The following is a 13,206-nucleotide window of genomic DNA, read 5'->3' on the forward strand; positions in this document are numbered from 1 at the left end:
TCCATGTGAAGACATGAACCCTTTTTACATCAGCCACCGGATCGGTCAACCGATCCTTAAACGATCGGCATTAGCCTTCGGGCTGGTTTTTTTATGGCATCAATCTGACGGTTACTGGATGCGTGCTTCCCGCACGATATCCGGTTGCAGTTGCGCGACCAGCTCAAAGGAGCGCAGCCGTGCCTGATGATCGAAGATTTGGCCGTTGATCATCAGCTCGTCCGCCTGGGTTTCCCGCAGCAAGGTTTGCAGGCCGTGACGCACTTTGGCGATATCGCCGACGATAGCCAGCCGTAATGTCTGCTCAACAGCAAACTGCTCGGCAGCGGACCAGTGTGTTTCCATCGACTCTACCGGTGCGGGCAGCGGTCCCGGCGTACCACGTCGCAGGTTGATAAACTGCTGCTGTAATGACGTAAACAGGAAACGGGCGTCACGGTCGCTGTCAGCGGCGACAACATTCACACACACCATCGCGTGCGGTTTTTCCAGTTGGGCTGACGGGCGGAAAGTGTCACGATAAAGCTGCAAGGCTTGTAGTAGCATATCCGGTGCAAAATGGGCGGCGAAGGCAAACGGTAACCCCATTGAGGCCGCTAACTGGGCGCTGTACAGGCTGGAACCCAATAGCCAGATGGGAATGTTCAGCCCTTGTCCCGGTACTGCCTGCACGGGTTGACCCGGCTGAGCTGGGGCGAAGTAGCGTTGAAGTTCCTGCACGTCGTGGGGAAAATCATCAATGTCGGCATTCAGGTGGCGGCGTAACGCCTGCATGGTGCGGTGGTCGGTACCCGGTGCACGCCCCAGACCGAGTTCAATACGGCCAGGATAGAGCGATTCGAGCGTGCCGAACTGTTCGGCTATCACCAGCGGTGCATGGTTTGGCAGCATCACACCACCGGAACCCAGCCGGATGTGCTGTGTTCCTGCGGCAAGGTAACCGATCAACACCGAGGTGGCCGCGCTGGCGATACCGGTCATGTTGTGGTGTTCCGCCAGCCAATAGCGCTGATACCCCCACTTTTCCGCATGTTGCGCCAAATCCAGAGAATGGTGGAACGCATCACGGGCCGTATTGCCCTGCGGGATGGGAGCCAGATCGAGTAGCGAAAAAGGAACGGTAGCGGTCATAAGCGTCACTCATCAGGTTGAGGGGCTGACGCATCAGCCCAAATAAACACAGATAAGATGTTACGCTATCTTAACAAATGGCAACGGACGATGCGTGCGCATCGCCCTGACATTGGTGTTAACTCACCAGTTCCAGCCCGGCAACGCGTCGCCAGTAGCCGTTGCAATCCTGCTGATTTTCCAGCGTTAGTGGTTGCTCACCATGCTGGTTAGCGCGGAAACGGTCGATAATCGCCAGCGTGTCCAGCCCTTGAGGCGACAGACGTACAATATCCACCAGTCCTTCCATGGAAGTCAGGTCGTTACCGAGGTTATAGCAGTAACCGCTCTGAGTCTGGATGCCGTTAAGTACAAATACCTGCTGATTTTCCTGCGACAACATCTGACGTCCTTGTGGATACTGGATGCAGCAGGTTTCGCATTCGTCTTTGGGGCGGTTTTCCGAACGGGCGGTAAAACAGCGGGCGGAATAGGCCAGCGGCAGATGGCCGTAGCTCAGCACCTCGACTTCAAACTGATGGCGAAAACCCAGTTCGTCACATTGATTGAGCAGGTTTTGCAGCCAGTCACGCGACAGCTCTACTGGCATGCACCAGCGCATCATGCCTTGTTTGTGCAGCAACCGCAGGGTGTAAGCGTTATAACAGTTCAGCGCATGACCGGCGACAAACGGCAGGTGACGTTCTGCCGCCATATTGACCGCGCCAAGATCGTTGGCTTCCAGCAGAAATTCGCCGTTCTCCACGTATTTTTTCAGTTCGGTCAATTCGGAAGGCGCTTGTAACAACGCCAGCGTAGATATCACCACCTGTTTACCGCTGGCGGCGACTTCATGCGCCAGTGTGAGCCAGTCGCCGGCTTTCATCCCCCGGCGTTTACTGCACACGGTTTCACCCAAATAGATGATGTCGGCACTGCTGTCGAGCGCAGCACGATAGAAGGTTTCAATGTCGGCTTTCGGCCAATAGTAGAGCAGGGCGCCCAGTGAATATTTCATGTGATTGATGTCTCCTGACTACTGCCACTGGCGATGATAAGCGCCCAGCGTGGTCTGCGTACCTTCGGCAACAGCACCCAGCGCCTCCATCCACTCGGCGGTGGGGGTAAAATGTGCCGGGTCAGCTTTACAGCGGTCTATCGCCTGCCGCCACACCTGGGTTACCTGGCTGACGTAGGCTGGGCTGCGCTGCCTGCCTTCGATTTTTACCGAGGCGATATTCGCCGCCATCAGTTCTGGTAACAGTTCCAGCGTATTCAGACTGGTAGGCTCTTCCAGTGCGTGATAGCGCTGACCATCCACCAGATAGCGGCCTTTACACAGCGTTGGGTAACCCGCGTTTTCATTGTCCTGATAGCGGTCGATCAGCACATCATTCAGCCTTGATTCCATGCCGTTTTTCGTTTGTTGCCAGCGCACGAAGCGTGCCGGGGAGCAGGCACCCACGGTGTTGGGGGATTCGCCGGTCAGGTAAGACGACAGGTAACAACGCCCTTCAGCCATGATGCACAGGCTACCGAAGGCGAACACTTCCAGCGGCACCGGGCTGGTACGCGACAACTGTTTGACCTGATGGATGGACAGCACGCGCGGCAGCACAACACGGGCGACATCAAAGTGGCGCTGATAAAAGCGGATAGCTTCCTCGTTGGTGGCGGAGGCCTGAACCGACACGTGACGCTCTACTGACGGATAACGCTCGGCGGCATATTCCAGCATCGCCAGATCCGCCAGAATCAGCGCATCGGCCCCTGCGGTTTGCACGGCGGTATCCACCGCGCGCTGCCAGCGTGGGTAACCATCCGGGTGGGCGAAGGTATTAATAGCAATATGCAGCTTGCGACGGTGGCGATGCACGTAGTCGCTGGCGTCCTGCAATTTTTTGTCGTTGAAATTGAGGCCGGCGAAGTGGCGGGCATTGGTATCGTCTTTCAGCCCGATATACACCGCGTCGGCGCCATGATCGATGGCGGCTTTCAATGCCGGCAGGTTACCGGCGGGGCAAAGCAGTTCCATTCTTACGTCCTTTCATCACGGCCTGACGCAGCGGGCCGGTTTGCAATGAGACAGAATCTTAGTGAACCCGGCTGCCAGCAACTTTGATTTAAACCAGCATATCGGGGAATTGCTGGCGCTTTGCGGTCGTGATTTCGCGCAGAACAGGCTAAATTTATTTCATCACCATCGTGAGACTTTTCCTGCGGGTGTCGCCAGACGACGTTAAAAAAACGCTTCCGGCACTTTTATTGATGTAGACCCTTGCTGCCCGTTTCCCGTTCTATGGCAGAATAATGACCATGTCGGTCAGGCAGCATTGCTTTATGAGGAGTACGCCAGTGTTGGAAAAATTACGGGCGCAGATTGTGCGTCAGGGGCCACGTTTACTGAGTAAGCCGTTAACGTTAACGCCTTTCTTCCTGCAACGCCGGGTGCTGGAGCAACTGCTGGGTTGGCAGTTCCGTCAGGCATTGGAAGAGGGCGAGCTGGATTTTCTGGAGGGTCGCTGGTTACGGGTTGAAGTCCGTGATATCGGTTTGCAGTGGTTTGTGACGCTGCGCGATAACCGACTGGAAATCAGCCATAACGAGCTGGCGGATGTCAGCTTTAGCGCCGATGCTAACGATCTGATTTTGATAGCCGCTCGTCGGGAAGACCCGGATACGCTGTTTTTCCAGCGTCGTCTGCGTATTGAAGGCGATACCGAGCTGGGGCTGTACGTCAAAAACCTGATGGACGCCATCGAGCTGGAAAATATGCCTGCACCGTTGCGGGTGGCATTGCTGCAACTGGCGGGATTTGTCGCAGCCGGTTTACAGGAGGGCGCGGAGCCGGTTAGCCCGCACGCGCCAGTATCATGTTGATTCGCGTTGAGATTCCGGTGGATGCACCGGGGATTGATGCTTTACTGCGGCGCTCGTTCCCGACCAGTGCGGAGGCGGAGCTGGTGCATCAGTTGCGTGAAGACGGCCAACTGACGCTGGGGATCGTCGCGACTGACGACGAGGGTGGTGTCATCGGCTATGCCGCGTTTAGCCCGGTCACGCTGGGCGGCGAAGATTTACAGTGGGTCGCGCTGGCACCGATGGCGGTGGACGAAAACCACCGTTGTCAGGGTATTGGCGAGAAGCTGGTGTACGAAGGGCTTGATGCACTTAACGAGTTTGGTTATACCGCAGTGGTAGTGCTCGGCAACCCGCGTTACTACGCGCGTTTCGGCTTTGTGCCGGCAGCGGAACAGCAACTGTATTGCCGCTGGCTGGGTTACGAGTCGGACTTTCAGGTCTATCCGCTGGCAGATAACCACTTTCAGGGCGCCAGTGGTCTGGTGGAGTACGCCGAACCGTTTAATCGTTTTTAAAGCACGGCAGAAAATCGGTCAGTGTCGAAGGCTGGTGTTGTACCAGCCTTTCTTTTTGCAGTTTGCTCAGTTGCTTGATGCGGTATTCCCATTTCAGCGCCGTCGAGCGATCACCCGCCACACAGTGATACACCAGCGTCAACGGCCCTTTTCCGCGCAGTGAGCGCGCACCTTTGCCATTCTGATGCTCTGCCAGACGCCTGTCGACATTGGTAGTAATGCCGGTATAAAGCCATCCGCTGCCAGTACGCAGCAGATAGACAAACCAGATAGTCTCACTGTTGTTCACGCCATTTCCTTTTCGTGGTTTAGCGCTTATTTTACGGTGACAAGCCGATAAAGGCTGCCTGTTTGACGGCATTCATCGGTGGACGTGGGTGAGGAAAATTGCGACCTTTATTTATCAATAAGTTAGCGCTCTTTAACAACGTGAAAAAGTTGGTGGAATTTTTCAGGCTTTAAAAATCATTAGAAAACAAGTATATACTTTTAGAGTGTTCCCCGCGCCAGCGGGGATAAACCGAACGGAGAAGGGGAGTAGGAAATGCTTATTTTGTGTTCCCCGCGCCAGCGGGGATAAACCGTCAGCGGCTGGCACGTCAATACGCTGACGAATGTGTTCCCCGCGCCAGCGGGGATAAACCGGCTTGATAGTAGTACACCCCTACAACGTAGGGGTGTTCCCCGCGCCAGCGGGGATAAACCGTCTCGGCATAGTCATTTTCGCGGCGCCTTTTTGTGTTCCCCGCGCCAGCGGGGATAAACCGTGATGCCTTAGCCCTATCTGCTGGTGGAACCAGTGTTCCCCGCGCCAGCGGGGATAAACCGAGACTTGGGAACAGAGCGGCCGTCGAGACGGGGTGTTCCCCGCGCCAGCGGGGATAAACCGCTGACCAGTTAATTGAGGAAAAAGGCGGCGACGTGTTCCCCGCGCCAGCGGGGATAAACCGGGGATGCTGACCTGCTGCGGCGTATGTGGGCAGTGTTCCCCGCGCCAGCGGGGATAAACCGTGGTGGCAGTACCGCTGGTAGATAGCACTGACGTGTTCCCCGCGCCAGCGGGGATAAACCGGTCTATGACCGGTTCGTGAGCGAGCTCGGCCCGTGTTCCCCGCGCCAGCGGGGATAAACCGTGTTTTGATAAAATAAGTATATTCGCTTTCTTGTGTTCCCCGCGCCAGCGGGGATAAACCGGTTCCCGTTGCTGTGTCTATTTCAGCTTGCCCGTGTTCCCCGCGCCAGCGGGGATAAACCGAACGTTACCAAGCCCAACGGCACTAGTCCCAGCGTGTTCCCCGCGCCAGCGGGGATAAACCGTAAAAGGGGATTATAGTAATTTTGTTAGTTTCCGTGTTCCCCGCGCCAGCGGGGATAAACCGGTGCTAGTAGAGCAGGTTGCGGATGGAGACAGGTGTTCCCCGCGCCAGCGGGGATAAACCGTGCTCCAGCTATTCAAGTCTGACCGTCTCTGCGTGTTCCCCGCGCCAGCGGGGATAAACCGCACGCAAAGCGGAGGTGGTGGCCGAAGCGCTGGTGTTCCCCGCGCCAGCGGGGATAAACCGGCCATTGCGTACCGGGTCGGCCGTATGACGGGGTGTTCCCCGCGCCAGCGGGGATAAACCGTTCCTCGGTGACGCTATCCGTGATGACCGGCTGTGTTCCCCGCGCCAGCGGGGATAAACCGTCACTCGCCTTGTCAGTAGTCTTCATGCGGCGGTGTTCCCCGCGCCAGCGGGGATAAACCGCGTTTTTGGGGCCCTCTCGGTTGTGGCCTGACGTGTTCCCCGCGCCAGCGGGGATAAACCGCCCGTTTACATAGCTACGATCATTTTCACAGAGTGTTCCCCGCGCCAGCGGGGATAAACCGCGCGTCGGCGGCTTCCTCAGCATTATTGATACGTGTTCCCCGCGCCAGCGGGGATAAACCGGTGCTCGCGCCCTCAACCGAGAGATATATTCCGTGTTCCCCGCGCCAGCGGGGATAAACCGGCCCGGATCACCCGCTGCGCCGCGTTGATTTTGTGTTCCCCGCGCCAGCGGGGATAAACCGCTGTTTATCTGGTCGAGGATGCGGATGAACAACGTGTTCCCCGCGCCAGCGGGGATAAACCGATGCGCTGGATTTATCAATTGGAAGGGCGAATGTGTTCCCCGCGCCAGCGGGGATAAACCGCCGAGAAAATCACCCCGGCCCGCGTTGTGGATGTGTTCCCCGCGCCAGCGGGGATAAACCGTTCAACTATATCTATACTTGACTGTACTTTCAGTGTTCCCCGCGCCAGCGGGGATAAACCCCTTACCGCCAGTAAATGGCGACTCCTGCGGCCGTGTTCCCCGCGCCAGCGGGGATAAACCGCAATCAGCCCAGCTTTCAGAGTCCCAATGATTGTGTTCCCCGCGCCAGCGGGGATAAACCGCACTCCTCGGGATCGGCTAATTCCCAAATCGGGTGTTCCCCGCGCCAGCGGGGATAAACCGAAATGGCAGACGAAAATATTAGCATTGAAATTGTGTTCCCCGCGCCAGCGGGGATAAACCGCAATAGATAAAATAAAAATAAATATTGCTTTCGTGTTCCCCGCGCCAGCGGGGATAAACCGGAGACAGATACCTAATGAGCGTACCTGTGTGGGTGTTCCCCGCGCCAGCGGGGATAAACCGGAGACAGATACCTAATGAGCGTACCTGTGTGGGTGTTCCCCGCGTCAGCGGGGATAAGCGTTAACGTAATAGCGCGGCACAATCCGTCGCGATGCGCTGGGCTTTATTGTGATAATATTCACATCTATCGTGAATTATGTGTGTGTAATTTCTTTTTTATGTGAATAAAACCACAAAATAGGTTGTCATCTCCGGGTGAAATAGCGGTATTCGCCGGAGAGATGACCGTGTGGTCGATAAGCGGGAGCCTTGTATGACTGATTTAACTGCAGCAGCGCAGCGTGCGCTGGGATTGATGGATTTAACCACCCTGAATGACGACGACACTGATGAAAAGGTGACGGCCCTGTGTCGTCAGGCCAATAGCCCGGCGGGGAAAACCGCTGCTATTTGCATCTACCCACGTTTTATACCGCTGGCGCGTAAGGTGCTGCGTGAGCAGGGGACGCCGGATGTTCGTATCGCCACCGTGACCAATTTCCCACACGGTAACGACGACATTGATATCGCGCTGGCGGAAACCAATGCGGCTATCGCCTACGGTGCCGACGAGGTGGACGTGGTGTTCCCGTATCGGGCGTTGATGGCGGGTAACCGTGAGGTCGGTTTCGAGCTGGTGAAAGCCTGTAAAGCGGCCTGTGCGGCAGCTGGTGTGCTGTTGAAGGTCATCATTGAAACCGGTGAGCTGAAAACCGACGCACTGATCCGTGAAGCCAGTGAGATTGCGATTGATGCGGGTGCGGATTTCATCAAAACCTCGACCGGAAAAGTCGCGGTAAACGCTACGCTGCATTCGGCTGAGGTGATGTTGAGTGTCATCCGCGATAAAGGCGTTGGCGAGCAGGTTGGGTTTAAACCCGCGGGTGGTGTGCGTACCGCGCAAGATGCTGCCGATTATCTGCAACTGGCCGATAGCATAATGGGCGCTGGCTGGGCAGATGCCCGTCATTTTCGTTTCGGCGCGTCCGGTTTGCTCGGCAGCTTGCTGACCACACTGGGCCACGCCGTCGGGCAGGCGCGCAGCAGCTACTGATGCGGTTCGTGCTACCGGCGCGACGCAGGCGTACCTCAGCACCAGACAGGAGAAGCTATCGTGTTTCTGATTCAGGAAATTATTCGTAAAAAACGGGACGGGCATCCGCTCAGTGCGGAAGAGATTCGCTTTTTTATTAACGGTGTGCGCGATAACACCGTGTCAGAGGGGCAGATCGCCGCACTGGCGATGACCATCTTCTTTCACGATATGACGATGGATGAACGGGTGTCGCTGACGCTGGCGATGCGCGACTCCGGCACCGTGTTGGATTGGTCCGGTTTACACCTGAATGGCCCGCTGGTGGACAAGCACTCTACCGGTGGCGTTGGCGATGTGACATCGCTGATGCTGGGGCCGATGGTGGCGGCTTGTGGCGGCTATGTGCCGATGATCTCTGGCCGGGGGCTGGGCCACACCGGTGGCACGCTAGATAAACTGGAGTCTATTCCGGGGCTGGATATCTTCCCTGATGACGAGGTGTTTCGTCAGATTATCCGTCAGGTTGGGGTGGCGATTATCGGACAAACCAGCTCGCTGGCCCCGGCAGACAAGCGTTTTTACGCCACCCGCGACATCACCGCTACCGTGGATTCCATCCCGCTGATTACTGCTTCCATTCTGGCGAAAAAACTGGCAGAAGGGCTGGATGCGCTGGTGATGGATGTTAAGGTCGGTTCCGGTGCGTTTATGCCGACCTATGAACAGTCTGAGCAGTTGGCGAAGGCGATTGTCGGCGTCGCCAATAATGCTGGTTGCCGTACCAGCGCGTTATTGACCGACATGAACCAGGTGCTGGCTTCCAGTGCGGGTAACGCGTTGGAAGTCCGCGAAGCGGTGCGTTTTCTGACCGGCGAGCAGCGTAATCCTCGTCTGTTTGAAGTGACGATGGCGCTGTGCGAATCGATGTTGCTGTCGGGCAACCTGGCGCGTGATGCCGCCGAGGCGCGTGCTAAACTCCAGAGTGCGTTGGATAGTGGCCGTGCGGCGGAGGTCTTTGGCCGTATGGTGGCAGCCCAGCATGGCCCGGCGGATTTCGTCGAGCATTACGATCGTTATCTGCAACCGGCGACGCTCAGCAAACCCGTGTTTGCTGAACGTGACGGGATTGTCAGCGCGATGAATGCGCGTGCGTTGGGTATGGTTGTGGTGGCGTTGGGTGGTGGCCGACGTCAGGCCAGTGATATCATTGATAGCAGCGTAGGGTTGAGCGACATGGTCAGCCTGGGTGATCGGGTGGATGCCGAGCGTCCGCTGGCGGTTATCCATGCCAGAACCGAATCGGACTGGCAGCAGGCGGCACAGGCGTTGCGTGAAGCAATCTGTCTGGATTCTCAGGCACCTGCGCCTTGTCCATTGATTTATCGCCGACTGGATATCGCGGATATCTAAGCGTTGGTCGCCGTTTTGCCCTACGCGCATTTATACTTTATGTACACGCTGTGCCCTTACGCACGACGCAGGAGATAACAACATGAAACGTGCATTTATTATGGTTCTCGACTCGTTTGGGATTGGCAGCACTGCTGATGCCAGGCGGTTTGGCGACGCGGGTTCAGATACGCTGGGCCATATCGCACACGCCTGCGCACAAGGCAAGGCCGATACCGGTCGGCAGGGGCCGCTGCGGTTGCCGAACCTGAGCCGTTTAGGGTTGGGCAAGGCGGCGGAAGGCTCCACCGGGCAGTTCCCGCCGGGGCTGGATGCACAGGCGGATATCATCGGCGCGTATGCCTACGCCAGCGAAATCTCCTCGGGTAAAGATACGCCATCCGGCCACTGGGAAATCGCCGGGGTGCCGGTGTTGTTCGACTGGGGCTACTTCCTTGATGAACACAATAGTTTCCCACAGGCGCTGCTGGACCGGCTGGTAGAACGCGCTGGGTTGCCGGGCTATCTCGGTAACTGTCACTCTTCCGGTACGGTGATCCTTGACCAGCTTGGCGAGGAGCACATGAAAACCGGCAAGCCGATTTTCTATACCTCGGCGGATTCGGTATTTCAGATCGCCTGCCATGAAGAGACCTTCGGGCTGGATAAACTGTATGAACTGTGTGAAATCGCCCGTGAGGAACTGACCGAAGGCGGTTACAACATTGGTCGCGTGATCGCCCGGCCGTTTGTCGGTGATAAAGCCGGCCAGTTCCAGCGTACCGGCAATCGCCATGATCTGGCGGTGGAACCGCCAGCACCGACCATGCTGAAAAAACTGGTGGATGAAAAAGGCGGCCAGGTGGTATCGGTAGGGAAAATCGCCGATATCTACGCTAACGTCGGCATCACCAAAAAGATCAAAGCCACCGGTATCGATGCGTTGTTTGATGCTACGCTGAGCGAAATGGAGCAGGCGGGGGACAACACCATCGTGTTCACCAACTTTGTGGATTTCGACTCATCTTACGGCCATCGTCGTGATGTGGCGGGATATGCCGCCGCGCTGGAGCTGTTTGACCGCCGCCTGCCGGAGATGCTCGCTCGCGTGACGGGGGATGACATTCTGATCCTGACAGCTGACCACGGCTGTGACCCGACCTGGCCCGGAACCGATCACACCCGTGAGCATGTGCCGGTGCTGATGTACGGGCCGGGTGTGAAGCCGGGTGATTACGGCCATCGCACCACCTTTGCCGACATCGGCCAGACGGTTGCCCGTTATTTCGGCCTGTCGCCGATGGAATACGGTACACCGATGCTGTGACAGCTTACGTTGTGGCGGGGTGAGGGTGTGACAGGTTAATGCGGTTACCGGTTAATGCTGTGACACGAGCCGTCGACCGACGCTATACCCAAAATAATTCGAGTTGCAGGAAGGCGGCAACCGAGGGAATCCCCAGGAGCTTACATCAGTAAGTGACTGGGGTGAACGAGGGCAGCCAACACACCTGCAACTTGAAGTATGACGGGTATATAATTCATCATCATGAATTCACACTGGATTTAAAAAGGAAGAAAAAAGGATGGCTACGCCACATATCAATGCAGAAATGGGTGACTTCGCTGACGTGGTACTGATGCCGGGCGACCCGCTGCGCGCTAAGTACATCGCGGAAACCTTTCTGGAAAACGCGGTGGAAGTAAACAACGTGCGTGGCATGCTGGGCTTCACCGGGACTTACAAAGGCCGTCGTATCTCCGTGATGGGCCACGGCATGGGCATCCCGTCCTGCTCGATTTACACCAAAGAGCTGATAACCGAGTTCGGCGTGAAGAAAATCATCCGCGTGGGGTCCTGTGGTGCGGTGCGCGCCGATGTGAAACTGCGTGATGTGGTGATCGGTATGGGTGCCTGCACCGATTCCAAAGTGAACCGCATGCGCTTTAAAGATCATGATTTCTCGGCGATTGCCGATTTTGATCTGCTGCGTCACGCGGTGGATGCGGCGAAAGCACGCGGCGTCAACGCCCGTGTTGGTAACCTGTTCTCCGCTGATTTGTTCTACACGCCGGACCCGCAAATGTTCGACGTGATGGAAAAATACGGCATTCTGGGCGTGGAAATGGAAGCGGCCGGTATCTACGGCGTGGCGGCGGAATTTGGCGCTAAAGCGCTGGCTATCTGCACCGTGTCCGACCATATCCGTACCCACGAGCAGACCACGGCGGCCGAGCGCCAGACCACCTTCAACGAGATGATCGAAATCGCGCTGGAGTCGGTATTGCTGGGTGACGCCGCTGAGGCTTGATGCTGTTGACAAACAGCTATGTTGTATTGTGAATAGTGATGTTTGTCCGGTCAGTGAGTCATTTCGTGCGGGATAAACGGTGTCATTTCTTTGCTGCTTCATTGCACGCACGACAAGGAGAGGTGCAAGCGCCACCTCTCCTTGACCTCTGGCTGGTGGCTAAATTATGAACCCTGACGGGTTCACCCTTGCGGGCCAGCGTAAACGCTGTTCCATTTTGCGTTGCAAAATGGTGTGCCGCTACGCGGTTCCTTCGGCGTCCGACTTCGCGGTTCGGGCCGCCTGTGACGCGCTCCAGGCGCGGCACAGGCTTTCGCGACGTCCTGTCGCTCACCCGGCGAAGTCGCCCACCTCAGCGCAGTTTTTGATGCCAGAAAAGCGTCATCCTGTACTTAAGGATTTTATCACCCCAGCGGTAGCGCCATGATAATGGCGTCTTCGCGGCCATTGGCGGTCGGGTAATAATCCCGCCGTACCGAGACTTCGTTGAATCCCAAACTTTGATACAGCGCGATGGCGCGGGCGTTGGACGCGCGCACTTCCAGCCACAGCGTCACAATGCCACGCTGCTCCAGTTCGGTAATCAGGTGTTCCAGCAACTGACGCCCGTAGCCGTGGCGCTGGTGCGCCGGGTCAACCGCAATATTGAACAGCGTGGCTTCATCCAGCACCACCTGGGTGATGGCGTAGGCCACCAGTTGCTGGTCATGACACAGTTTCAGGTTGAGGTAACGCTCGCCCTGATTGCTGATGAAGGTTTTTTCGCTCCACGGAAAAGCGTGGCTTAAGCATTCAATATCAAACGCCTGCGGCAGGTCAGCCGTGGTCAGGGTGGAAATCATGTTCATGGTGACAAATCTGTTGCCACAGGGCGCGTTTCGCCCCGGCGTTGTGAGAGAGCTCGGCCAGAGACGGGCTGGTCAGTTGCACGCCATCCAATGCCAGTGCATCGGTGACAGGCTGACCCAGCCACCAACTGTGGCAGCGGGTATGTTCCGGTAACATCTGCGCCTGACGTGGTGTCAGGCTTATCATCTGCTGCGAAGAGAGATTCAGGCTGCGCAAGACATCCTGTAACAGCGGGTCATCGCTGGCGGGCAGTGGGTCGGCGATGATAATCAGCCGGGCATCAGGCGGCAGGCTGACGGCGATTTCGCCTTTCAGCACCGACGGACGACGCAAGGTCCACTGGGTGATCCCCAGTTGCTGTAACAGCCAGTCCCGTCTTGATGTCATGCCTTACTCACTCTGCGTGCGATGTTAGTGCCCGTGGTAACCGCGCCCGATGTCGCAAATCGTCGTATCCGGCGATGGCGGTGCACGATTGTGCGGCGCTATGCTA

At 56.9% G+C, this 13,206-nt stretch carries 12 protein-coding genes and 1 CRISPR repeat array; of the genes, 6 read left to right on the plus strand and 6 right to left on the minus strand.

Annotated features, from left to right (window positions below; all coding sequences use genetic code 11):
- Positions 1 to 111: 111 nt before the first annotated feature.
- The 3 genes from FAZ14_RS18695 to ubiU form a co-directional block, all read right to left on the minus strand.
- Entirely contained in the window at positions 112 to 1,131 is a 1,020-nt protein-coding gene (locus FAZ14_RS18695; RefSeq protein WP_016943553.1) for a luciferase-like monooxygenase, read from the minus strand.
- Between the two features lie 118 nt (positions 1,132 to 1,249).
- Positions 1,250 to 2,128, minus strand: a complete 879-nt coding sequence (locus FAZ14_RS18700; RefSeq protein ID WP_153508999.1) for a U32 family peptidase — start codon at positions 2,126 to 2,128, stop codon at positions 1,250 to 1,252.
- A gap of 18 nt (positions 2,129 to 2,146) precedes the next feature.
- The gene (gene ubiU, locus FAZ14_RS18705; RefSeq protein WP_012883349.1) at positions 2,147 to 3,145 is read right to left on the minus strand and encodes a ubiquinone anaerobic biosynthesis protein UbiU; all 999 of its coding nucleotides are present in this window, start codon (positions 3,143 to 3,145) and stop codon (positions 2,147 to 2,149) included.
- A 320-nt stretch (positions 3,146 to 3,465) separates the two neighbouring features.
- On the opposite strand from ubiU, the gene ubiT reads away from it, so the two are divergent.
- The gene (gene ubiT / locus FAZ14_RS18710; protein WP_012883350.1) at positions 3,466 to 3,990 is read left to right on the plus strand and encodes a ubiquinone anaerobic biosynthesis accessory factor UbiT; all 525 of its coding nucleotides are present in this window, start codon (positions 3,466 to 3,468) and stop codon (positions 3,988 to 3,990) included.
- A complete protein-coding gene (locus FAZ14_RS18715; protein WP_016943556.1) occupies positions 3,984 to 4,487 on the plus strand; it encodes a GNAT family N-acetyltransferase in 504 nt (167 codons plus the stop codon). The genes ubiT and FAZ14_RS18715 overlap by 7 nt, the downstream gene beginning before the upstream one ends.
- On the opposite strand, the gene FAZ14_RS18720 is transcribed toward FAZ14_RS18715, so the two are convergent.
- Positions 4,474 to 4,776 carry a GIY-YIG nuclease family protein gene (locus tag FAZ14_RS18720; protein ID WP_153509000.1) on the minus strand — a complete coding sequence of 101 codons (303 nt, stop codon included), beginning with the start codon at positions 4,774 to 4,776 and terminating at the stop codon, positions 4,474 to 4,476. The two genes, FAZ14_RS18715 and FAZ14_RS18720, sit on opposite strands and share 14 nt — an antisense overlap.
- Positions 4,777 to 4,981: 205 nt before the next feature.
- Positions 4,982 to 7,209: direct repeats of the CRISPR family, unit length 29 nt; unit sequence GTGTTCCCCGCGCCAGCGGGGATAAACCG.
- A gap of 192 nt (positions 7,210 to 7,401) precedes the next feature.
- Here FAZ14_RS18720 and deoC point away from each other — a divergent pair.
- The 4 genes from deoC (at position 7,402) to deoD (ending at position 11,864) form a co-directional block, all read left to right on the plus strand.
- A complete protein-coding gene (gene deoC / locus FAZ14_RS18725) occupies positions 7,402 to 8,181 on the plus strand; it encodes a deoxyribose-phosphate aldolase (protein WP_016943558.1) in 780 nt (259 codons plus the stop codon).
- Between the two features lie 60 nt (positions 8,182 to 8,241).
- The gene (gene deoA, locus FAZ14_RS18730) at positions 8,242 to 9,573 is read left to right on the plus strand and encodes a thymidine phosphorylase (protein WP_153509001.1); all 1,332 of its coding nucleotides are present in this window, start codon (positions 8,242 to 8,244) and stop codon (positions 9,571 to 9,573) included.
- An 82-nt stretch (positions 9,574 to 9,655) separates the two neighbouring features.
- Positions 9,656 to 10,879 carry a phosphopentomutase gene (gene deoB / locus FAZ14_RS18735; protein ID WP_038925627.1) on the plus strand — a complete coding sequence of 408 codons (1,224 nt, stop codon included), beginning with the start codon at positions 9,656 to 9,658 and terminating at the stop codon, positions 10,877 to 10,879.
- Between the two features lie 259 nt (positions 10,880 to 11,138).
- Complete coding sequence (gene deoD, locus FAZ14_RS18740) at positions 11,139 to 11,864, plus strand: purine-nucleoside phosphorylase (protein ID WP_153509002.1); 726 nt, start codon at positions 11,139 to 11,141, stop codon at positions 11,862 to 11,864.
- Positions 11,865 to 12,268: 404 nt separating this feature from the next.
- On the opposite strand, the gene rimI is transcribed toward deoD, so the two are convergent.
- Both rimI and FAZ14_RS18750 read right to left on the minus strand, forming a co-directional pair.
- Complete coding sequence (gene rimI / locus FAZ14_RS18745; protein ID WP_016943562.1) at positions 12,269 to 12,712, minus strand: ribosomal protein S18-alanine N-acetyltransferase; 444 nt, start codon at positions 12,710 to 12,712, stop codon at positions 12,269 to 12,271.
- Positions 12,681 to 13,100 (minus strand): DNA polymerase III subunit psi, encoded by a 420-nt coding sequence (locus tag FAZ14_RS18750; protein WP_016943563.1) that lies wholly within the window; start codon positions 13,098 to 13,100, stop codon positions 12,681 to 12,683. The genes rimI and FAZ14_RS18750 overlap by 32 nt, the downstream gene beginning before the upstream one ends.
- Between the last annotated feature and the right edge of the window lie 106 nt (positions 13,101 to 13,206).

The organism is Dickeya oryzae (assembly GCF_009372235.1).
Lineage (GTDB): Bacteria > Pseudomonadota > Gammaproteobacteria > Enterobacterales > Enterobacteriaceae > Dickeya > Dickeya oryzae.

What these genes read in the sequence shown, in the direction of transcription:
- FAZ14_RS18695 (WP_016943553.1), bottom strand. Translation starts at nt 1,131, where the DNA reads ATGACCGCTACCGTTCCTTTTTCGCTACTCGATCTGGCTCCCATCCCG.
- FAZ14_RS18700 (WP_153508999.1), bottom strand. Translation starts at nt 2,128, where the DNA reads ATGAAATATTCACTGGGCGCCCTGCTCTACTATTGGCCGAAAGCCGAC.
- ubiU (WP_012883349.1), bottom strand. Translation starts at nt 3,145, where the DNA reads ATGGAACTGCTTTGCCCCGCCGGTAACCTGCCGGCATTGAAAGCCGCC.
- FAZ14_RS18715 (WP_016943556.1), top strand. Translation starts at nt 3,984, where the DNA reads ATGTTGATTCGCGTTGAGATTCCGGTGGATGCACCGGGGATTGATGCT.
- deoC (WP_016943558.1), top strand. Translation starts at nt 7,402, where the DNA reads ATGACTGATTTAACTGCAGCAGCGCAGCGTGCGCTGGGATTGATGGAT.
- deoB (WP_038925627.1), top strand. Translation starts at nt 9,656, where the DNA reads ATGAAACGTGCATTTATTATGGTTCTCGACTCGTTTGGGATTGGCAGC.
- deoD (WP_153509002.1), top strand. Translation starts at nt 11,139, where the DNA reads ATGGCTACGCCACATATCAATGCAGAAATGGGTGACTTCGCTGACGTG.
- rimI (WP_016943562.1), bottom strand. Translation starts at nt 12,712, where the DNA reads ATGAACATGATTTCCACCCTGACCACGGCTGACCTGCCGCAGGCGTTT.
- FAZ14_RS18750 (WP_016943563.1), bottom strand. Translation starts at nt 13,100, where the DNA reads ATGACATCAAGACGGGACTGGCTGTTACAGCAACTGGGGATCACCCAG.